The organism is Parabacteroides timonensis (genome assembly GCF_900128505.1).
In the GTDB taxonomy this organism is placed as follows: Bacteria; Bacteroidota; Bacteroidia; order Bacteroidales; family Tannerellaceae; genus Parabacteroides; species Parabacteroides timonensis.
In genome coordinates, this window is sequence record NZ_LT669939.1 from 52,206 (window position 1) to 72,118 (window position 19,913).

General features: G+C 44.2%; 23 protein-coding genes and 1 pseudogene. 6 read left to right on the forward strand and 18 right to left on the reverse strand.

Annotated elements, in window-relative coordinates:
* Positions 1-29 precede the first annotated feature (29 nt).
* From BQ7394_RS00515 to BQ7394_RS00570, 14 genes are all read right to left on the reverse strand, one after another.
* Complete coding sequence (locus tag BQ7394_RS00515; protein ID WP_075555581.1) at positions 30-626, reverse strand: DUF3575 domain-containing protein; 597 nt, start codon at positions 624-626, stop codon at positions 30-32.
* Between the two features lie 255 nt (positions 627-881).
* On the reverse strand, positions 882-1,532 hold the full coding sequence (locus BQ7394_RS00520; RefSeq protein WP_075555582.1) for an MgtC/SapB family protein: 651 nt from the start codon (positions 1,530-1,532) through the stop codon (positions 882-884).
* A complete protein-coding gene (locus tag BQ7394_RS00525; RefSeq protein ID WP_075555641.1) occupies positions 1,529-2,392 on the reverse strand; it encodes a glycine betaine ABC transporter substrate-binding protein in 864 nt (287 codons plus the stop codon). The genes BQ7394_RS00520 and BQ7394_RS00525 overlap by 4 nt, the downstream gene beginning before the upstream one ends.
* Before the next feature lie 26 nt (positions 2,393-2,418).
* Positions 2,419-3,243, reverse strand: coding sequence for an ABC transporter permease (locus tag BQ7394_RS00530; protein ID WP_075555583.1), 825 nt, complete (start codon positions 3,241-3,243; stop codon positions 2,419-2,421).
* Positions 3,240-4,472: a quaternary amine ABC transporter ATP-binding protein gene (locus tag BQ7394_RS00535; RefSeq protein WP_075555584.1), complete on the reverse strand. Its 1,233-nt coding sequence runs from the start codon at positions 4,470-4,472 to the stop codon at positions 3,240-3,242. The genes BQ7394_RS00530 and BQ7394_RS00535 overlap by 4 nt, the downstream gene beginning before the upstream one ends.
* Before the next feature lie 6 nt (positions 4,473-4,478).
* Positions 4,479-5,609, reverse strand: a complete 1,131-nt coding sequence (locus tag BQ7394_RS00540; protein ID WP_075555585.1) for a hypothetical protein — start codon at positions 5,607-5,609, stop codon at positions 4,479-4,481.
* A 761-nt stretch (positions 5,610-6,370) separates the two neighbouring features.
* Positions 6,371-6,598, reverse strand: a complete 228-nt coding sequence (locus tag BQ7394_RS00545; protein WP_075555586.1) for a hypothetical protein — start codon at positions 6,596-6,598, stop codon at positions 6,371-6,373.
* 837 nt (positions 6,599-7,435) lie between these two features.
* Positions 7,436-7,579 (reverse strand): hypothetical protein, encoded by a 144-nt coding sequence (locus BQ7394_RS26115; RefSeq protein ID WP_235848634.1) that lies wholly within the window; start codon positions 7,577-7,579, stop codon positions 7,436-7,438.
* 18 nt (positions 7,580-7,597) lie between these two features.
* Positions 7,598-7,768 carry a hypothetical protein gene (locus tag BQ7394_RS26120; protein ID WP_235848635.1) on the reverse strand — a complete coding sequence of 57 codons (171 nt, stop codon included), beginning with the start codon at positions 7,766-7,768 and terminating at the stop codon, positions 7,598-7,600.
* Entirely contained in the window at positions 7,765-8,049 is a 285-nt protein-coding gene (locus BQ7394_RS26125) for a hypothetical protein (protein WP_235848636.1), read from the reverse strand. The genes BQ7394_RS26120 and BQ7394_RS26125 overlap by 4 nt, the downstream gene beginning before the upstream one ends.
* On the reverse strand, positions 8,037-8,642 hold the full coding sequence (locus BQ7394_RS26130) for a Bro-N domain-containing protein (RefSeq protein WP_235848637.1): 606 nt from the start codon (positions 8,640-8,642) through the stop codon (positions 8,037-8,039). Before BQ7394_RS26130 ends, BQ7394_RS26125 begins: the two co-directional genes overlap by 13 nt.
* 158 nt (positions 8,643-8,800) lie before the next feature.
* Positions 8,801-9,802, reverse strand: coding sequence for a HipA domain-containing protein (locus BQ7394_RS00560; RefSeq protein ID WP_075555588.1), 1,002 nt, complete (start codon positions 9,800-9,802; stop codon positions 8,801-8,803).
* Positions 9,799-10,125: a HipA N-terminal domain-containing protein gene (locus BQ7394_RS00565; RefSeq protein ID WP_075555589.1), complete on the reverse strand. Its 327-nt coding sequence runs from the start codon at positions 10,123-10,125 to the stop codon at positions 9,799-9,801. Before BQ7394_RS00565 ends, BQ7394_RS00560 begins: the two co-directional genes overlap by 4 nt.
* 18 nt (positions 10,126-10,143) lie before the next feature.
* Positions 10,144-10,341, reverse strand: coding sequence for a helix-turn-helix domain-containing protein (locus BQ7394_RS00570; protein ID WP_007844671.1), 198 nt, complete (start codon positions 10,339-10,341; stop codon positions 10,144-10,146).
* A 176-nt stretch (positions 10,342-10,517) separates the two neighbouring features.
* Here BQ7394_RS00570 and BQ7394_RS00575 point away from each other — a divergent pair, with 176 nt between their 5' ends.
* The 4 genes and pseudogenes from BQ7394_RS00575 to BQ7394_RS00590 all read left to right on the forward strand — a co-directional run bounded on the left by BQ7394_RS00575 (position 10,518) and on the right by BQ7394_RS00590 (position 14,374).
* Positions 10,518-10,868, forward strand: a complete 351-nt coding sequence (locus BQ7394_RS00575; protein ID WP_075555590.1) for a helix-turn-helix transcriptional regulator — start codon at positions 10,518-10,520, stop codon at positions 10,866-10,868.
* Positions 10,861-12,438: pseudogene (locus BQ7394_RS26520) on the forward strand (type II toxin-antitoxin system HipA family toxin). Before BQ7394_RS00575 ends, BQ7394_RS26520 begins: the two are co-directional and overlap by 8 nt.
* Before the next feature lie 99 nt (positions 12,439-12,537).
* Positions 12,538-12,858, forward strand: coding sequence for a helix-turn-helix domain-containing protein (locus BQ7394_RS00585; RefSeq protein WP_007844677.1), 321 nt, complete (start codon positions 12,538-12,540; stop codon positions 12,856-12,858).
* Complete coding sequence (locus BQ7394_RS00590) at positions 12,848-14,374, forward strand: type II toxin-antitoxin system HipA family toxin (RefSeq protein WP_075555591.1); 1,527 nt, start codon at positions 12,848-12,850, stop codon at positions 14,372-14,374. Before BQ7394_RS00585 ends, BQ7394_RS00590 begins: the two co-directional genes overlap by 11 nt.
* A 166-nt stretch (positions 14,375-14,540) precedes the next feature.
* Here BQ7394_RS00590 and BQ7394_RS00595 read toward each other — a convergent pair whose 3' ends face one another.
* Positions 14,541-14,825, reverse strand: coding sequence for a hypothetical protein (locus BQ7394_RS00595; protein ID WP_075555592.1), 285 nt, complete (start codon positions 14,823-14,825; stop codon positions 14,541-14,543).
* 86 nt (positions 14,826-14,911) lie between these two features.
* Here BQ7394_RS00595 and BQ7394_RS00600 point away from each other — a divergent pair, with 86 nt between their 5' ends.
* Both BQ7394_RS00600 and BQ7394_RS00605 read left to right on the forward strand, forming a co-directional pair.
* Positions 14,912-15,697, forward strand: coding sequence for a hypothetical protein (locus BQ7394_RS00600; protein WP_075555593.1), 786 nt, complete (start codon positions 14,912-14,914; stop codon positions 15,695-15,697).
* 372 nt (positions 15,698-16,069) lie between these two features.
* Positions 16,070-17,104, forward strand: coding sequence for a Fic family protein (locus tag BQ7394_RS00605; RefSeq protein WP_075555594.1), 1,035 nt, complete (start codon positions 16,070-16,072; stop codon positions 17,102-17,104).
* A 52-nt stretch (positions 17,105-17,156) separates the two neighbouring features.
* Here BQ7394_RS00605 and BQ7394_RS00610 read toward each other — a convergent pair whose 3' ends face one another.
* From BQ7394_RS00610 to BQ7394_RS00620, 3 genes are read right to left on the reverse strand one after another with little or no spacing between them, the layout of a single operon-like run.
* Positions 17,157-18,140, reverse strand: a complete 984-nt coding sequence (locus tag BQ7394_RS00610) for a hypothetical protein (RefSeq protein ID WP_075555595.1) — start codon at positions 18,138-18,140, stop codon at positions 17,157-17,159.
* A gap of 27 nt (positions 18,141-18,167) precedes the next feature.
* On the reverse strand, positions 18,168-19,568 hold the full coding sequence (locus tag BQ7394_RS00615) for a relaxase/mobilization nuclease domain-containing protein (protein WP_075555596.1): 1,401 nt from the start codon (positions 19,566-19,568) through the stop codon (positions 18,168-18,170).
* Positions 19,565-19,903: a plasmid mobilization protein gene (locus BQ7394_RS00620; RefSeq protein WP_008770294.1), complete on the reverse strand. Its 339-nt coding sequence runs from the start codon at positions 19,901-19,903 to the stop codon at positions 19,565-19,567. The genes BQ7394_RS00615 and BQ7394_RS00620 overlap by 4 nt, the downstream gene beginning before the upstream one ends.
* Positions 19,904-19,913 lie beyond the last annotated feature (10 nt).

The window sequence follows — 19,913 nt, forward strand, 5'->3', positions numbered from 1 at the left end:
TCCTACACTTGTTTTACCCAAAGCCTGTTTCATTTAAGTATATAAATAATGGAGAAAGAGGCTCTTGTCGGACCGAAGTAATCGGCTCCTCCATTCCCTGTCCTTTGTCCGCAAGCCGTACATTTGAACTTGTCATATCTCACATGCGCATATCCTATCCCCAAGGCGACTTCAAGGCTGAACCTGTTGGATAAAATCCAATGATAACCAGCACTGATTCCACCACCATAGAAATAGCCCTCATAACGATACGCTTTCATCTCTTTATGCTTGTTTTGGAGAATAAAAGGGATGTTTATCCCACCGACATTCATCTGGCCTCCATGCGCATGCAGTCCCAAAAAACAACCGTTAAACCTCTCGCAAGTCCAATATCGCATCTCGGGTTGCACAAGCCAATGGCTCCATTTCCTTGTCTTGTATCCGTCGACAGTGGCATCGTTCTCATAGAAGAAAAAATTCATACCCACCTGGGTATCCAAGGTCCATTTTTCCCCCAGAGAAAACTCCAGCGAGAGGTTGGGAGTCAACAGCACATCATATATGAGATTATTCTTTATCGCAATCTTTTGAGAGAAAGCCTGCAAATTGAATAATAGGAAGAAGAAAAAAATGTTTTTTTTCATTTTGACACTGATTATTTTTATCACCCGAACCACTTATTTTCCAATTGTTAATTTTATGACGCAAAATTACAAAGGCATGATGTTACACCTGTTACACAAAATAGACAACAGATTACCTATAAATGCCATTCTGAATAAATTATACCTAATATAAAATGAACGGGCAGTCTTTGATGATATCTATCTTCCACATGTAGTAATAAAATGAAATTTCAGAACAACACGAAGTCAGATCAAATCTATGAGCCGTATTGTTTATTCTATACTTGCGATGGTGACATCATCAAATTCACCCATATATTCTATAAGCCGTTCGTTATGGTTCCCACGTTTTACCTTGATTTCCAGCCGTACCTCGAATATTTCCCCCTGCGAGGTACGCCGGTCTTTCAATTCATAGGAGTACAGCTCCAAGCAGTCGTTCTTTATACGGTCGATCACTTCCCTAACACTCTCTTTCGAGACGGCTGTGAATGTAAGGGAAACGGTGGTCGTTCCGATTTGCGGGATCAAAGCATTAAGGATTTCAAGTCCCATCAGCACCATCACGGTAGTAACCGAGGTGATGACATACATTCCAGTACCGCAAGCCAGACCGATGGCTGCCGTCACCCAAAGTCCAGCAGCGGTGGTAAGCCCACGTACAATGTTTTTTTGAAATATGATAGTACCAGCGCCCAAAAAACCTATGCCGGAAACAACCTGTGCCGCCACACGCGAGGAATCCTTCAAGTCTGTCCCGAATCCGTATTGAGACACTATACAGAACAAAGCGCTCCCTAAAGCTACGAGAAAGTGGGTACGGAATCCGGCATCTTTGGAACGGTATTCCCTTTCGATACCGATGATCCCGCCTAAAAGAAGTGCAGTAAAAAGCCTGACCGTCCATTCCATCGTGATGTTCATCGACTGTATTCCTCCTTGTCCGGAATCCAGCTATTTATCAAATCCCTATGCTCGTCCATCCACCGACGTACGGCTTTTGTCTCGGTTCCATAGGTTTCCTCTATTGTCCGCATCAAAGAACTGATTTCAACATCCGACAGATGGATATTTTCCAAAAGGGCGGCAGCAAACGGATGTTGCTCTCGAAATCCTTTCCTGGCAATGGAATAGATTTGCTCGGCTTTCCCATAAATATTCTTCGAATCTTCCAGCACTCTCAAACGGAAACGGTCAAACATCCAGTGTGGGGTCCATCCTGTAACGACAATCCATTCCTTATTGTCAATAGCCTTTTTCAGCAAAGCCGTCATGGCGGGACCGCTGGAGATCATGAGCCTGTAATCCAGACCGTATTCGGGAATGGCTTTCTCCGTGCATTTCATGATACCGGTACCGGCATCGATCCCCACGATCTCTCCGGAAAACTGTCCGGTATGGCTACCCAGTTCCTCTATGGTATGGATCGGGACATATTCGGGTACCACAAGCCCAATGCGGGCACTGTCGTATATCTGCCCGAGGATTTCCAGTTGGCCATCGTATTTTCGAAAATAATCGGCATGGGTCACCGGCATCCAGCTGTCCATGAACACGTCAGTCTTGCCTCTTGCCAGCGAAGTGAATATGGGAGCGATGTCCGCATTCAAAAGTTCGGTCCTATATCCCTGCTCCGAGAGGATCTCCTTGGCCAGATAGGTGACCGCTATCCCTTCCGCCCAGTTCGCATAAGCGATACGAATTTTCTTGTCAGATCTGTTACCACATGAAAAAAATATCGTGACGGCCAGCAGGACCGTGAAAAGTATCGTTCTGTTTCTCATAATCATTCTTTCTTTTATTATATGTGTCATTCCTTTTGTTTTTTCCGAGCCATTCCCTGCGTGATCCGGTCAAGCACAATCGCCAGTATCACGACAGCAATCCCCCCTTCGAATCCCATGCCTATCTTCATTTGGGTGATGCCTTTCAAGACTACTTCTCCCAAGCCTCCGGCTGAGATCATGGCAGCCACCACCACCATGGAGAGCGACATCATTATAGTCTGATTGACACCAGCGAGAATGGTAGGCAATGCCAATGGCAGCTCCACCTTGAGCAGAAGCTGGCCAGGGGTAGCCCCGAAAGAACGGGCGGCTTCCACCACGTTCTTCGGCACCTGCCGGATACCTAGTGCGGTGAGCCTCGCCACCGGAGGCAGAGCAAAAATGATCGTAGCAAAGGCTCCCGGTACCGTTCCCAGCCCGAAAAAGAGCACTGCCGGTATCAGATAGACAAAGGCCGGCATGGTCTGCATGCAGTCAAGCGCAGGCTGTAAGACCTTGTTGCAATGCCCGCTGCCCGCCATCCAGATCCCCAGAGGGATTCCCAGCAGTAGTGCCATGCCGGTGGAGGAGAGTACCAGGGCCAGGGTCTGCATAGTCTCCTCCCAGAATCCCATCCCGTAAATGAGCAACAGCCCCAGGAGGGTGAAAATCCCTGTCCCCCTACCACTCTTGTATAATGCAAGGAAAGTGAGTATCGCGATGGTTATGTAAAAAGGTATCCCGAGCAGGACGCACAGTATCCCGTCGATAACGCCTTCCACCTCCAGGCTCAGCAGGTCAAAAAACGATGTGCCGTGCTCGGTCAGCCATTCCACGGCCATTTCTATATATTCTCCTATCTTTATCATAATTCTATTGCGTTTTGAATGATTTCATTGATTTCTTTCTTGTCTTTTCCCGTCACCTCGATAATGAGCGACGAGAGCGGTACCATCCCCTCGAACTCCCGTTTCTCGTTGACCACCCAGATGGGCGAGTTGGTCTTCGTCATCAGGGGGAGTATGTCCTCTACCACGGTATCACCCAATATGGAGTGTACCTCTTTCCTTATGATAGAGTCTATGTTCAAGATACGCTCCCTCCTTAATTGGAGAAGTTCCTTTAAATGGACCTCGCCTACCAGTATGCCATCCGGGTCCACTACAGGCAACACGGTTATTTTACGTTCTCTCATCTTCCGGATCAGAACCTCCGGCCCCTCTTTCCCCAGCCTTGCCACCATAGGCTTATCCACCATGATGGCGGCGGCAGTGACAATCCTGCCGCGGTCCACATTCTCCACAAAACACCTGACGTACTTATTAGCGGGATCGGTCAGGATCTCCTCAGAGGTACCGATTTGCTGTATCTCCCCATCACGCATGATGGCGATACGGTCACCAAGCTTGACGGCTTCCTCCAGGTCATGCGTGATAAATACGATGGTCTTCTTCATCTTCGACTGTAAGGCTAGTAACTCGTCCTGCATCTGTACCCGTATCAGAGGATCCAACGCGGAGAAGGCTTCGTCCATCAACAAAACATCCGGATCATTCGCAAGGGCGCGTGCCAGTCCCACCCGTTGTTGCATGCCTCCGGACAACTCATTGACCATCAAGTCAGCATATCCGTCCAGCCCGACCAGGTGCATGCTTTCTGCTGCTTTTTGTTCACGTTCCTGCTTTTCCACACCTTGCAACTCGAGTCCGAAAGCGATATTCTGCAATACGGTATAATGGGGCATCAGCCCGAAATGCTGGAAAACCATCGCCAGCTCTCTCCGACGCAGGGAACGCAACCGTTCTTCCGGTACTCCGGTGATCTCCTCCCCGTTAATCAGTATCTCACCGGAAACGGGCCTGTTCAACCGGTTGATACACCTGAGCAGACTTGACTTGCCGCTTCCCGAAAGTCCCATGATCACGAATATCTCACCCTCCCGGACAGAGAGGCTCACGTTGTTCACGGCGACCGTACATCCGGTCTCTTTCAGGATCTCACTTTTACTATTTCCTTTTTTCAGCATCTTGAAAGCCTTATTCCTTTCAGAACCGAAAATCAAATACAAATCCTTGATCTCAATTTTATTTTTATCCATAATCCTTTAAAAATAATATCCTATGTTTATATTGAACCTGACATTCCAGTTGTTTTCCGTTCCCCCGGCAAAGGCTTCGTCCCATACGTCGCCAAGCCATGCGTGATTCCTCCCCACGGCATAGTCGATGTAGGCGAAGACCTTTCCCATCGTCAGAGAACATCCCGTCACGTTCTCCAGACTGTCATTAAACCCGGCAACGCGTTTGTCCAGCAGGCTGAAATCATTGTATAAGCAAATATCGTCCAGAAACAACCTGTTCACGGGGATCCGGTAGGATAATGACACCGTATATATATCCGCCCTGGAGGCGATCCAATAAGACGATCCGCAAGCCGCCATCGTCACCACACGTCTGTCTTCCCCTGGAGCCTGCACGGATCTGAGATTATAGTTGGTATACTGCATTTTAAGGTTCCACCGTCGATAGTCGGCTACGTAGTGCAGGGCAAAAGCGGTACGGAGTCCCGTCTTCCGTGTGTCCATATTATACAAGCCTCCCATAAGGAGCGAACCTCCGAGTTGGTGCTTCCACCGGGTTCCGAAATGATACGCCAGCCGGACATTGCCCTGATGCGCCTCCTTGTCACGCCCGGCGATGTCGTAGGCATAGCGGCTGGCGGACAGTTCCGAGTCTCCACCGGTCCCAAAAAGATCGGCGTTCTGGAAATAGGCGAGCAACAACTCCCAGCGGTCCTTATGGAAGAGGTATTTTATCCCCATGTCCGCATCGTCTTCAAGACCGGTATAATAGTTCAGATTAAAGAAATAATTGTTACCCGTATAAGGCAGGATGCCGAAAGGGAGCGTTGTCAGGCCTATCTGTAACCGGTGTGAATCATTGAAACGATAGCCTATCCAACCTTCCCTGAGCATGCCGCCTCCCGAGGAAGAGGGATAGAAGCGATAATCCACCACTAAGTCGATTTTTTTATAGGAAGCGTTCACGTTCAGACGGAACACGTCGAAGCCAAATTCTCCGCCACGGTTCCGGCTTTCCGATTTCCAGTCTGAGTAATTGTAGTTGAACCGGAGTGCGCCTCCTATTTTTAACCTCGGCTTTTCCCGCGCCGTCACAGGCAAAATGATATTTATCGCCAAAAGGAATGGCAATAGCAAACTTTCTTTATATCGCATAAAGTCACGTTTTGGCAAGGCATTTATCCAATACCTCGCAATGATTTATAAAATGCTTTTTCTTAAAGCAGACCCTGTGTAATTTCTAAGAGAGGATGAAATGTTATCCAATGCGTAAAATAGAACTTAATGTACTTAAAGAGTAGTGGGGTTTCACCTGCTGTTTTTGCAAAATTAAGAAAAATAGATGATTATACCAAATGGTAGAGTCAACTAGCAAGTGCAATTATAGTCATAAAAATGAAACCCCTCCCAAAATCGTCATTGTTAAAAGAAAAATCAATAAAGATTTGCAAACTTTAAAACAATCGTTTATATTTACGCATATCAAAAGCTTTTTTGAATAAAAGAGACCGAAACCTTGACATCAAAAACAAAAAGAATTATTGACCAAAGCAAGGCTATGATTAGCAAGGCTTTTTGTACGGGGGGTATGTCAAAATAGAAATTTCACGAATCTAAACTTTCAACCTGTAAGTTGACTCACTGATTTGGTACAAAATTCAACTTTATTTGGCTTGATTTAGCTTTCCACAAAGCCATAAATCATGTTTGAAGTTTTAACTTGTTACTTTTCAGACATACCATTTCTATTTTGACACACCCTCCTGGAAATATATCTACCTTTGTAATATGATTTTTTTAGATTAAGACTTTAGTTAGATAAAGCGACTTTTCCCGTGAGGGTAGGGTCGCTTTTTTTAGTCGGTAGCTGGGCTATCCAGCGTAAGAACATGAGGGATCGGAATACAAATCAAAACTTACTGTCGTTTGACAATATATTTATCCATCATTTTGTCGAAAGCATCCTCAAACTCCTCCCAATTTTCCGGATGGACGAACCCCAGCCATACGGTACCTCCTATATTCCCTAGGTTTCGTACCCACGCCGCGTATTCGGTACCTTCCTCATTTTTTGTTTGTATAAGCTCCACTCCTCCGAATCCTTCCAGATATTGGAAGAGAGGGCGTTTGTTTCTATCCTTCATAACCGTTCTATTCTATTTTACACAAACTTCATCCACAAATAAAAATGCGGGATTGCCGGGCCACATATGCCAGGCTGGTAATTTCGGTGTAACTCTAGCAATAATCCGTACATAACGGGGTTCTACCACAGAGAAAGAAAGCGTATGCGGGTAAATACTACCTCCCGGAATGGGAGGATGGAGATTTGGCTTTTCAATATCGGGCGTTCCGTCCACGCCTACCTTCGCAATGTTCCTATCAGTTCAGGAAAAAATCATCATACCTCTCTTCCGGCATAGCCGGAGCGTAGAGCGTTAGGGATAGCAGGGAAAAGCCCGGAGGGTAACGAGGACTTGCTACGAATAGCCCGGCCAGAAGGGAACGCCCTGAAAAACCGATTTGGGTATAGATGTAGAAGAATAGAACCGCCTTCCAAGCATATAAAGAACGTGAAAATCAACACATATTTCCGAAAAATCTTTTTCCGAAAGTATGTATGGGGCATGTGAAGGGAAAATTTATTTTTCCGGTCATTTCTATGTTACCGTTTTGGGGATATTTAAAGGGGTTAGGAATTTAGGTCTTTATTATGTATTTTGGTGGATAATTTTATACAGCCGATGCCTTTTAGGGAAAAGCTTCTTTCTTTTATTTTGCTGATATACTGACATATAAAAAAACAGGGATTATCTATCCCCTTCATCTACGGGTGGACAGTTTTACACAGCTGGCAAATGAAACCGGACGCTTTTACACAACTAAAGCGAAAAGAGTGGACGGTTCTACACAACTAGAAGCAACAACCGGGACACTTGTACACAACTAATTTTGTAAAAAATCGTGAAATCTGGGCGGTTCTACACAGCTGGATCGTCCATCTTCACCGCCCCGTCCGTTTCCGGGGATATGAACTCTTCAGAAGCAGGAGGAACCTCCGTTCCATTGGCACTCTTCAACTCTTCCTGTGCCCATCCTTCCGAAAACCTGCCGAATACAACCACGAAGTCACTGATATATATCTATTTTTTCTTTTCTACGCTTTCCGGGGAGTTTGCCCATAAAAGGAACTCTTTATACAGTCTGGCATCTTCCTCCACCTCTTTGACCTTCTTCCTCCTGACAGCCATATCGGTGTCCGGATAGGCAATCTCGACATACAGCCCAAGCAGGTTCTTATAGAATTTCTTCACCACGCAGCATATTGTCCTTCATCAAAATAGTGCAGCGTATGCCTAAAAAACGAGAACAACACGGTATATGCCCATCTCTCATGATCGCCTTTCACAAAAGAGAAATTGAAATTGGTATATTTCAGGTAAGCATTCATCTTTTTCAGTATCGAGGCGACCTTCTTCTTCCGGTCCTTGGGTTCGGCAATCTCTATGCCGAGCTTTTTGGCCACTTGATCGACTATCAGCACATAAAAAGGAGCCTCGTTCTTGGCGGTCTTATACTTGATCAGGTGAACCATCTTGGAAAGCTCCAGATAGAAATAGCGGTAACGGCTGGGCAGGCTACTGTAATCCTGAAGCTCCAAAAGTTATAGAGCGAGAACATGAAATTCTTTATCTCCGGGCTTACCATTGCCGAGTACAGCCTTTTAGTTGACTTCTTCGTCTTGAAATCGGTCATTATGTTGAAACGTTTCAGGATCTGCACGAAATTATAGGAGGTACGGCCATCATCGCCAATGGTCGGATAGCAGAGGTTCTCTACCCCCAGTTTATAGAGAGCCGCCTCAAAAACCGTCTTGATAGGATGGCTGATTCTCCGTCCTGCCGTGTCGGTACATACATATTCCGGCTGCATATTCTTTCCGAACATGGCCGCTAGCTGCCGACTATCCAGCTTGCGCTGCAAGTTGGTACGGTCATACCCCATCTTACGGCAGAAGTCTTCTACGGAGAACCAGAAAGTCCCGAACAAGTCTTTGAGGTGATAGCTGCCCAGGTATATGATCAGATCGAGCATGACATTTCCACCTGCCTCATACAACCGTTCAATCAGCACAGAATTATAGCTTTCCCCAAGCACCCTGGGGACACGGATCAGTTCTTTTGCCATGATAATACTTACAAAATCAATCCTTTCTCTGTTTTCATTGCCACAAAGATAGGCATACCGGCCAACATACGCGTCATAATTATCAATCAGTTTTAACGGTATGACCGGCATGGGAAAAGGAGAAGTACTTTCCTGAAGAATGCTTTATCCGCCCTTCATCAGAAAGAAAGCATCTTACACCTGTACCCCATAGACATCCTATATTGCTTTTTCAGTTCTTCCGATAAAAAGGAACGGTCTATCAATACTTGCACCAATGGTTTCTCTTTGACAAACTCATCAAGCTCACGCTTTATCAATTTATCGCCCAACCCTATGCATCGTCCAAATTCCTCGAAATCCTTCCGCCCTACCTGATGGGTATCACCCAAATTCATTCCTTCTTTAAACAATCCTTTATCAAGAGCGAATATTCGGGGTTCACTCAAATGTAATGAGGTGTTTATCAAGTCATACGCAGGAGAAAGCCGATATTCGTTCCCTCTATTAATCAGAGAGAAATTCTTCAGATGCGCATCGTCATTCAGAGAGATGAAATTGAATACAATCAGCCTGAAGAAACGAAGCAAATCAATCCGGGCAGCTTTTACATATTTCTGTATTACCTCCGCACACTCTTCATAGCTGCCATTGCAATATTTATAGTCACTTCCTCCATTCGCTTTCGTATATCCCATCAATGCCGCAAAATCCTCCTGCTGATATTTTCTCCCGTCATGAACATCAAATCGCCGTGTCAAATAAGCGGCTTCATCATTGCTGAAAAAGCAAAGCCCGTTGGCCGCCGTTTCTATTCCATACACCTGTGCCGCAATTTGCATACTCAAATGCTCATTGGCCGCGCAATAATTCCGGTTCAGTATATGGTAACTGCTGGGACACGGCTTTAATATATATGTTCCCTGCTCGCCTTCCTGTGTATAGCGAAGATACGATTCTTGCTCATCAACAATGACCGAATACTTGGGCTGTGCGCCCGACAATGAGATGCGCTTTGCATTCCGTATGGCTTCATTGGCTTCTTCACTGTTTGTCGAAGGGCTTGGCACTCTCAGATAATGAGACACCGCTTTATCGTCAAACATTTTTTTTCGTGCGGCAGGAGAATAAGTATCGAATGCCTCTGCCAATGTCGAAGGACAAACTGTCAAAGTCATCATAGCAATACAGGTTTAATGGTTACGGCACCTATGGTATCATAGCGGGCGGTGGCCAGCAGTATGCCAAAGTCATCTTCGGCATCGATGTGCAACAATTGGGATTGCAGTTTCCGGTTTTCACCTTCCGACAACATATTAAAGAAGAACGGGAATAAGACCGTTGACCGATACGGCTCTTCACGTAATGGAAGAGTCAAGCTGACCGATGGATAATCCTCTTTTTCCAAATAAGAAGAATCATAGGTGAATGTATATTCTCCATTATCCTCTTCTGTCAACATCCCGGCTCTAATACCGTGCAAATAAACTTCACATCGTCTCATTTCAATTAACAGTTAAATTCAACTTTTCAATCCGATAGTCATTTGAAGCCCAAGCGTGTCAAGAATGGAAAGCAATGTTGCCAATTTAGGATTGCCTTCTCCACGCTCGATGGCCACCAGTGTATTGATACCCACGCCTGCCAGCTCGGAGAGTTCCAGCTGATTGACCTTCAAACTCTTCCTGCGCTCTTTAATAATCTTTCCTATCTCTTTCATATTCACAATACATTGTGATTTTCCGACAAAAATACCAATTTAAAACATTAAAAGCAAATAAAATCACAATATATTGTGATTTTATTTGCTTTTAATTTCAAGAAAAGACAAGGCAACTATAATCATTATATTCATATAGATTAACATCATATATTCAAGTTAATCTATACATTTATATGGATTATTTGTATATTTGCAAAAAAGGAACAACCATGTGGAATGAAATGAGCAATCCGGCTGTGCTGATGAGAATCGGCCAGCGCATCAAAGAGACACGTATCACGCAGCATATCACGCAGGAAGAACTGGCAAGGGCTTCCGGTGTAAGCCCCTTGACCGTTGCGAACATCGAGAAAGGTAAATCGGTATCGCTGCTGTTGTTCATCAGCGTACTCCGCTCGCTCGGCCTGCTGGAGAACCTGGAGCAACTGGTACCGGAAATCCGGGTCAGCCCGATAGAGCTCAAAAAACTGCAAGGAAAGAAACGCTACCGTGTACGCCATTTAAAACAAGATAACCATGAATGATTTGATAGTAGATGTAAAGCTGTGGGGAGAAAGCGTAGGCTCTCTCTATTGGGAAAAGGAAAGCAATGCCGCCTTGTTCGACTATGAACGGAAGTTCATCCGCTCCGGTCTTGACATTTCTCCCATCATCATGCCCATCGGCCAGTACAAAATATCCCCTACCAGTTCCTTGAAAACTGCACCGACTGTTTCAAGGGGTTGCCCGGACTGTTTGCCGATTCACTACCGGATACTTTTGGAAACCAGATCATCAATGAATGGTTTGCCAGCAAGGGATTGTCCGGAGAAGAGATTACCCCTTTAGACAGGCTTTGTTATGTAGGTAAACGTGGCATGGGCGCACTGGAGTTTGAGCCGTCATCATCAATCAACGGCATGAACGAATCATCAGTGCTCCATATCGAGGAACTGACGGAACTTGCCAAATCCATATTCACGGACAGAATGGCCTTTCAAGCCCAACTGCGTCAGGTAAGGAAGAAACATCTTGGATATATTGAAAGTGGGAACATCCGCCGGAGGTGCCAAGCCCAAAGCCATCATCGCCTATAATGATATTACCGGAGAGGTACGCTCCGGGCAGGTAAAAGCCCCTGAAGGATTCGGGTATTGGCTACTGAAATTTGATGGCGGCAAATACAGCGAACACACGTAGATAACGGACAATCCCCAAGGAATAGGAAATATCGAATATGCCTATCACCGGATGGCAAAAGCCTGCGGAATCAATATGATGGAATGCCGGTCACTTCAGGAAAAAGAGTCATGCCACTTTATGACACGCCGTTTCGACCGCACGGAAGATCCATGTACAGACATTGGCCGGGCTTGCCCACTATGACCGTGACCAACGCCATTCATACGAAGAGATATTCCGCATCATGCGACAGATGAACCTGCCTTATCCCAGTCAGGAGGAACTATATCGAAGAATGGTGTTCAACGTCATGAGCCGGAACCATGACGACCATAGCAAGAACTTCTCTTTCCTGATGGATAAACAAGGGAAGTGGAAACTGGCCCCAGCATACGACCTCTGCTACTCATACACACCAGGCGACAAATGGACGAACCGCCACCAACTGTCACTCAACGGCAAACAAGATAATTTCACGACGGAAGACCTGCAAAAGGTGGGTGAGAACATGGGTATCCGGGAACACAAACAGATTATCGAAAAGGTACAGGAAACCGTATCGCATTGGCATGAGACTGCCAAGGATTGTGGGGTCAAACCGGAACACGCCGATTTTATCGGAAAAAACCTGCTCTTGTTCGGCAAGCAACTGCATACGATCCAAATGCCGGACATTGCCAACGAACAAGAACAGGCTTTCATGAAGGCCATGCGGAATGATGACTTCAACACCATTCTGGAACTGAAGATGAGAGGATATCAGCCATCGGAGAACGTACTTAAAAGTCTCCAGCCTGATATATCCTCCACCACCTTCATCGCTGCCGCCAAAATCTTCCAAATGGAAGGGGTGCTAAAAAACTTCAGGACATAAAGCCTGCGCAAAGCCCGATTACAGGCATCAATAAGCGAAGCATAGAATTGGGGGATTAGCCCACAAGCCACATCTCACACCATTCAATATAAGAGTAAATATATTAATTATTATCTATTGTATTTTGATTTAACAGTTAATATATTTACCTTTGCAATATGACAACGAATCACATCACCCAAGCCATGGCTAATCCGGAAATCATAGCGGAACTGGGCAGGCGATTTAAGGAATACAGGCTAACCTATAGGTTCACCCAGAAAGAGGCTGCCGAGAAAGCCGGTGTCAGCCTTATCACCTTGCGCCAGTTTGAGAACGGGAAGGCCTATAACATCAATATGGGCAACTTTCTTGCCCTGTTGCGAGTAGTAGACTGTCTGGAACAGATGGACGACCTGCTACCGGAAATACCTGTTTCAGCCTATACAATGGAACAAATAATGAATAAAAAGCCGAAAAGGATAAGACATGGAAAATAATGTTGTGAGTGTTATGTTATGGGGGGAAGAAGTCGGAAAGCTCTATTGGGACGAAAGGAGCAAAAGAGCCGTCTTCAACTATCATCCGGACTTCATCAAGAAAGGAGTGGAAATCGCCCCACTGACCGCTTCTGTCAAAGGATCGGTGGCAAAAGGTATGCCCATACTCGGAAACAGAGAAAAGATTTATCAAGGTCTCCCACCGTTTTTGGCAGATTCATTGCCTGACCGATGGGGTAACATGGTCTTCGACCAATGGGCGGCACAAAACCATATCCCCAAGCGCAAACTCACGCCGGTAGATAAATTGTCTTTCATCGGGAAACGGGGAATGGGAGCCTTTGAGTTCATTCCGGCCACTCCGGGATTGGAATCCTCTTCTACCCTACAGATAGAGGGTTTATACCAACTGGCACGCCGTATCTTTGAGGAACGGGAGGAAATATCCGTGCAAGATGATGAAGCACTGCAACTGCAAAGTATCTATGAGGTAGGTACATCAGCCGGAGGGCAGCACCCGAAAGCCATCATCGCCATCAATGAAACGACACATGGTATACGTTCCGGCCAAGTTCCTTTGTCAGAGGGCTATACCTACTACATATTGAAGTTTGCAGAGGGTGATGATTTTCCGTTCACGCAAATGGAAATGGTATATTATGAGATGGCAAAAGAAGCCGGGATTACGATGATGCCTTCCCGACTCATTCAAATTGAGGGGAAACATCACTTTCTGACGGAGCGTTACGATAGGATAAACGGAGAGAAGATACATACACAGACACTTGCAGCCATGAATCCGGACGCAACAAGCTATGAGGATTTGTTTGAAGTCTGCCGAAAGCTGAGCATCCCGGCCAGCGAACAGTCCGAACTGTACCGCCGGATGGTATTCAATGTCATGGGCGGCAACGTGGATGACCACATCAAGAATTTCTCTTTCCTGATGGAAAGAAACGGCACATGGCATATCACCCCAGCATACGACATGACATTCACCACCAATTTAGACGGTGCGGCCTATGAAAACGTACACTCTATGAATATTGCGGGGAAAGATAACGGCATCACGGAAGATGACCTGCTGCAATTTGCCAGACAGAATGGAATAAAGAATGCGAAAAGGATAATCGAGGAAGTCAGCCTTGCCATCAGCCATTTCTACGATTATGCCACCAATTATCAAATCGATGACTATTGGAAAGACCGTATCGAAGAGCATCTTTCCGGCTTGCTATCTCCGATCATAGGGAAAACCATGAAACACTACCTGCCCACCATTGTCGAACCCTACGAAACAGAGGACAGCTTTCTGGTATCAGAAATCAACATCATCGAAAACACTCGGCATGATTTCCGTATCGAGGCCATCATCAACGGAAAGCGACAGAAATATATTGCCGGGCATAAAAGCGATTTGGCTGCTGAAATCATTGCCAAAGGCAGAAACAAGATGACCGTTGAGAACAAGAAAGAACTTGTGGAACGGTTGTTACTGCCTTTGGCTAGAAGATAAAAACAGACGAATAAAAGAAGAGAGGGTGTCATTCCTTGTTAACACACCCTCTTCTGACTTCATGTACCATTACTCAAAACAGAGCTTGATACGACTCTTTAAGCCTTGTAGTTACAATCCGTAACTTTTCGGAAAGGTCATTTTAGTTTTGATACCTCCATATCCTCTAATAAGTTCTCACAGTAAATTGACCATAACCATTAACGACAACAGCACTATTACCAGCAAGAATTGGCAAATTAACTCCATTTTGTATCACAGCTGTAATTTGATTAGTGGTAACATCTGTGAATGCGGCCACATTCAACATATCCAACATTAACGACAATGGCGAATCAGCCACAACACCCACAATATTAGCAACCCATCCTCCAGGAGTAGTGTTCGTAATCACTTTTACGTATCCTGTCAAATTCATATTTTTGTTATTATCACTTTCTTTTATAGTCATAATGTTTCTCATTTTTCTCCTACTCTCTCCAAGGCTTTTCGGGTTCCGAAAAGCCTTGGAGAGAGTAGGAGAAAAATATTCAAAAAATGGAAATTTTACTACCAAGAGATACAAAAAGCCTTATAGAGACATTTCATGGAATGAGAACAGAAATCGACAATAACGAATATGTTATGATTTTTCAAGAAGTTATCAATCGCTTGCATCCCCAATCAGCAGATGTCGAAGTTGACTTCTCAAAAATGAGAGAGTTGCTACAAAATATCATTGGGAAATATGCCCCTAACACTAAAATCGACATTTTCATGCAACAATTCAATCAATACATTTTACCTAAACGAGTAGAAGCTATAGATTCTAAGATTACTAAATCATGGTTAAATGAACAAAGAATTTCTATCATAAATTTAGGTGGAATTGGTGAAATTCCAGACACTTTAGATGTCAATGTTGAAGACAAAATAAATAATAAAAACAAGCTTTTAATTGGAGATGCCATGTGTCTATCCAGCTATTTTGACAACAATAGTTGTGATATTGTCATTGCACTATTATTACCCATTACACAAATGTCCGGTGAAGGTGATACAAAAGAAGGTAGAAAAAGAGCTATTCAAAATGTTTTATCTGGAGTTTATAGTATTTTAGACATTTCTGGCACCAGTAAAGCTTATATAGAATTTAACTGTAATAGTGGAGATAGTAAAGTTGAAGAATCGGAACTAGAACAAATAGGTTCGACTTTCAGCTTCGTTTTTGAAAATAAATATCCACATTGTCCTAAAGAGCACAATCTGTATTGTAGAAAATTCGCCGATAAAAAGAACTGGCAAGAGAATGATAATGAAATGATTCCATGCATAAACTCATAAGATGCTCATTTTATAAAGTACAATTTTTAACAATTAACAAATAAAAAGGGTCGTATCAAATTTTCCTATCGAGAAAATATACGACTCTTTTATAACAAATGCACCTCCTGCAACCTCACCAGTCCCAAATACAGCTTCAAGAACACCTCTTGATACACCTTCAGATCCGAGAAATAAGCAAAAGACTTCCGTCAAAAAAAAGGTTGATAAATGATCGTTCACTCAGAATCTCTATTTCTGGATAACATTCTTTGTCTCTCAAAAAGAATCTCTATCGGGACAGAACAATAAACAAAAGTACAAATATCAGGCCAACTTGTCCCGATATATGATTAATATTTGTTATTTTTGTCCCGATAAAAGAATTATAACATGACTATTGAAAATGAAATCCTCCAATACCTGCACCATCATCCCCTATCAAACAGGGTTGAAATAACGCTTGGGATAACCAATCCTCCCAGTGACAGGACTATAAAAAGACTACTGGCCGATGCCGTAACCAAAGGAATGATAGAGGTAGAAGGGCGTGGTCCGGCAACCAAGTATAGCCTTACTCCACAATCACATGTAACCATGCCATTAGACCTTGCTACCTATTTCAGCAAGGACATAGACGAACGTGTAATACAGGAAACATTCAATTTCCAGCTCATCAAAGAACTTCTTCCCAAAGTCAGCCTATTTACAAACGAAGAAAAACATATACTAATCACAGCCCAACAACAATTCAAAAACAATGTATCCGGAATGAGCGACTTGGAATATCGAAAAGAAATGGAACGATTAGGAGTTGATTTGTCATGGAAATCCTCTCAAATAGAAGGAAACACCTATTCATTGTTGGAAACTGAACGGCTATTAAAAGAGAAGCAGACCGCTTCCGGTAAAACCAAAGAGGAAGCCATTATGTTGCTGAATCATAAAGAAGCATTAGATTTTATATTGGATGAACCTGATTATCTAAAAGACATTACCATACATCGTATCGAAGACATTCATTCCATCTTAACGAAAGACCTTGATGTTGACCGCAATATCAGACATCGGCGTGTTGGTATCACCGGAACGAATTACCGTCCGTTAGATAATGAGTTTCAAATAAGAGAAGCCCTTGAAGACACTTGTAACCTGATAAATAGCAAAGAAAATATTTTTGAAAAAGCCCTGTTGGCATTAGTTTTATTATCTTATATTCAAGCTTTCACAGATGGAAACAAGCGAACGGCACGCATCACAGCCAACGCCATCCTTATAGCTAATGGTTACTGTCCTATATCTTTCCGCACAGTAGATTCCATTGACTATAAAAAAGCAATGTTGATTTTTTATGAACAAAACAATCTGTCTGCCTTCAAAAAAATATTTATTGAACAGTTCTTATTTGCAGTAAAGACTTATTTTTAAAGGAACTCTAACAATTGCAGTGCTTCTTACATAGAGGCACTACAATTATTCTTTATCCCAACAAATGTACCTCCTGCAACCTCACCAATCCCAAATACAGCTTCAAGAACACCTCCTGATACACCTTCAAATCCGGGAAATAAACAAAAGATTTCCGGGCAAAAGAAAGGCAGGTAAATGGCCGCTCATTCGGAACTTCCATTTCAGGATAGCGTTTCTTCGCCTGGTCAACCGCCATCTTGTTCAGTGAAGCCACAAAGTTGGCCTGCCGTATCGGATTCCATTTCGGGGTTTCAAGAATCACCATCCCATCCTTCCTCTCAGGAATAACCACATACTCACCCTGCACGTTACGGGCGTAATAGCACACAAAAGACAAGGCTTCATAGACATTATCCCCCACATGGATACCGATTACCCGTCCTTCGGCCGGTGTACCGGCAAAACACTCCGTAATCTGCTTCATGGCATATCCATGTAACAAGGCAGCATCAGAAGCCAACAGATAAGCCGGTGCGGTACGCTCACCACCCTTATCAATGGCAGCAAAGACAGAAGGACTCCAACAGAGATGGATAAGCTTTCCTTTCTCTTTCTCCCGCAGGAAAGCGACACATAAACGGTTGTCAAAAACCAAACGGGATTCTTTCGTTTCCGGATGGAACTGGAACACGTTCCGCACCTTATCAGGTTTGTGTATATCCATCATCAGATAGCCTTGCCATCCGGACACATGCTTTGTCTTCAATGTTGTTTCGCTTTCCTCTACATCGAAGAGATAAGACAAGAGTTTTTCCCGCTTGCAACATACGGAGAGAGAAAACTCATCCTGTCCTTTCATCTGCTGCATATCCAACGAAAGAACAAATGCCAATTGCCAAGGAGTAAGTTCGGAAAAGCCATGTAATTCGATACAAGAGAACGAACCTTTTTCCGGTGAGTAAATGATATACCCTCGGCCATCAATCTCGTATCTCAACATGAAATCCCCCTGTTCGGTGGGATGATAATTCTGTAAAACAGTCTGATAATTCATAAAGAAAATGTATTAAGTTAGTATTCATCATAAAGAGAAATCGGGGCCGCTCTTCCGTTTCCGTTTCTTTTTGGACGGCATGAAATCATCCTCTTGCGACTTCTTACCGCTACCAGTGATGTCGAACTCCGGAATGGACGTAACACCTCCACCCTGCATATAAAAAGCCTCACGATCCACCCGTTCACGGAATTCCCCTACCCTATCGATATGCGGTGAGAGACCGACTGCCGCGCCATCAAAATGTCTCTGGATATTCTGATAAGTGAGCTGGCGGGAAAGATCCACACCCTTGAAGATATGAGGATCTTCCACGTTTTCCATATAGAAAGAAATCCCGTATGCGCCTTTGCCGTTTACATGCTCCGTCACCCGGATCGATTCATCCGCCAAGTTCTTCTTGAAAACCTCATATCCGGACGAAGCGTTCAAAGCCCTGAACACATGGTCATAGAGATAATGCATCTGTTCATCGGCGCTCATGCCCCGGCCATCAAAACGGATATTACCAAAACGATATTTCTGAGGAAGTGAAGCGTCCTTCAGGTAAAAGCCTGAATCCTTGATGCCATAGACATAATAGGATTTGTCCTTCTTGGTGACCAGACGCATATACAATCCTTCTTGCTCCAGGTTCCTTCGGAAATCGGATGTACTTTCGGAAAAAGAGTAGATGCGGTCAAGCTGTTGTAACAATTCATCCTTGAACAAGGGTTTGAAAAAGCCTCCTTTTTCCAGCAATACGAAAAGGTCGTCATAATTTTCATCGCCCAGCAGGACACGCCACTCTTCATTGGCCAGTTTTATTTCTTGCAAGGGTTTATCCAAAGACTGGTATGTATCGGACTGTTTCAGAACAGCCGATACCTTATCCTTATAACTGTAACTACGCATGGCTTTTTTCAAGGCCGCATAGAAATAATAGTTACGGTACTGCGATTCTCCCAATGTGGTTTTCCTGCTGTTTTCCTTTACCAAAGGCAACAATCCATACTTCTGCTCCAGTGCCCTTGAAATCTTCTCAGAACGGCTGTAATTATTCCCGGAAGGAATGCTCTTGCCTTCCTCATCGATAGTGGTCAGCAGCACATGCACATGGCTGTGTGCCTTGTCGGTATTTAGGACAACGGCATAACAGGACTTTCCGTACCCCATCCCCTCGATGTATTCCCCGGTAAGAGAAAGCCACTGTTCATCGGAAAGGCTTTCTCCCGGATAGAGGCTCAGAATAAATTCCGTATAAGGTAGTTTCACCCGGTCATTCAACTGGGAGATGAGTTTCATGTAGGCAGGCATGGCGGCCAGCTCGTCACCGGTGGAGGTGCAAAGCACTTTCCCGTTTCCTTCCTTGACCTTGAAAAGCTGGTATTCGATTTTCCGGCTCATGGATAGGTGGGATGAGAAAGAAGGCTGTATCTCGGCTATCATAACAATTTCCGGTTAATGGTTTCTACATCCGAAAGGTATTGGTTAATCCGATCCAATGAATACAATATATTTTCATCGGACGGAAGCGTATTGATATGTTTGGCAAGCTGGTTGATATTGGCTCCTATTTTACGAAGTTCATATATCATTTGCACATCGGTTTTCGATATGCTTCTACCTTTCAAGGCAGACTCTCTGATAAAGGAAGAAAGGGATTTTCCCTCTTCCTTTGAACGTTGAAGAAGCTGTTCTTTCTCGGCTTCCGTCAAGCGGATCTTTATACTTATATCTCGATTCTCTTTCATATATACGGAGTATGTGAGTGTAACGAACATTGGTCGGCAG

Coding starts and splice junctions, on each gene's coding strand:
- BQ7394_RS00525 (WP_075555641.1), bottom strand. CDS start 2,392: ATGAGAAACAGAACGATACTTTTCACGGTCCTGCTGGCCGTCACGATA.
- BQ7394_RS00615 (WP_075555596.1), bottom strand. CDS start 19,568: ATGATAGCCGAGATACAGCCTTCTTTCTCATCCCACCTATCCATGAGC.
- BQ7394_RS00600 (WP_075555593.1), top strand. CDS start 14,912: ATGGAAATTTTACTACCAAGAGATACAAAAAGCCTTATAGAGACATTT.
- BQ7394_RS00530 (WP_075555583.1), bottom strand. CDS start 3,243: ATGATAAAGATAGGAGAATATATAGAAATGGCCGTGGAATGGCTGACC.
- BQ7394_RS00585 (WP_007844677.1), top strand. CDS start 12,538: ATGACAACGAATCACATCACCCAAGCCATGGCTAATCCGGAAATCATA.
- BQ7394_RS00515 (WP_075555581.1), bottom strand. CDS start 626: ATGAAAAAAAACATTTTTTTCTTCTTCCTATTATTCAATTTGCAGGCT.
- BQ7394_RS00565 (WP_075555589.1), bottom strand. CDS start 10,125: ATGAGACGATGTGAAGTTTATTTGCACGGTATTAGAGCCGGGATGTTG.
- BQ7394_RS26125 (WP_235848636.1), bottom strand. CDS start 8,049: ATGGTTCACCTGATCAAGTATAAGACCGCCAAGAACGAGGCTCCTTTT.
- BQ7394_RS00610 (WP_075555595.1), bottom strand. CDS start 18,140: ATGAATTATCAGACTGTTTTACAGAATTATCATCCCACCGAACAGGGG.
- BQ7394_RS00570 (WP_007844671.1), bottom strand. CDS start 10,341: ATGAAAGAGATAGGAAAGATTATTAAAGAGCGCAGGAAGAGTTTGAAG.
- BQ7394_RS00620 (WP_008770294.1), bottom strand. CDS start 19,903: ATGTTCGTTACACTCACATACTCCGTATATATGAAAGAGAATCGAGAT.
- BQ7394_RS00575 (WP_075555590.1), top strand. CDS start 10,518: ATGGATTATTTGTATATTTGCAAAAAAGGAACAACCATGTGGAATGAA.
- BQ7394_RS00540 (WP_075555585.1), bottom strand. CDS start 5,609: ATGCGATATAAAGAAAGTTTGCTATTGCCATTCCTTTTGGCGATAAAT.
- BQ7394_RS00560 (WP_075555588.1), bottom strand. CDS start 9,802: ATGATGACTTTGACAGTTTGTCCTTCGACATTGGCAGAGGCATTCGAT.
- BQ7394_RS00545 (WP_075555586.1), bottom strand. CDS start 6,598: ATGAAGGATAGAAACAAACGCCCTCTCTTCCAATATCTGGAAGGATTC.
- BQ7394_RS00535 (WP_075555584.1), bottom strand. CDS start 4,472: ATGGATAAAAATAAAATTGAGATCAAGGATTTGTATTTGATTTTCGGT.
- BQ7394_RS00590 (WP_075555591.1), top strand. CDS start 12,848: ATGGAAAATAATGTTGTGAGTGTTATGTTATGGGGGGAAGAAGTCGGA.
- BQ7394_RS26130 (WP_235848637.1), bottom strand. CDS start 8,642: ATGGCAAAAGAACTGATCCGTGTCCCCAGGGTGCTTGGGGAAAGCTAT.
- BQ7394_RS00520 (WP_075555582.1), bottom strand. CDS start 1,532: ATGAACATCACGATGGAATGGACGGTCAGGCTTTTTACTGCACTTCTT.
- BQ7394_RS00595 (WP_075555592.1), bottom strand. CDS start 14,825: ATGACTATAAAAGAAAGTGATAATAACAAAAATATGAATTTGACAGGA.
- BQ7394_RS00605 (WP_075555594.1), top strand. CDS start 16,070: ATGACTATTGAAAATGAAATCCTCCAATACCTGCACCATCATCCCCTA.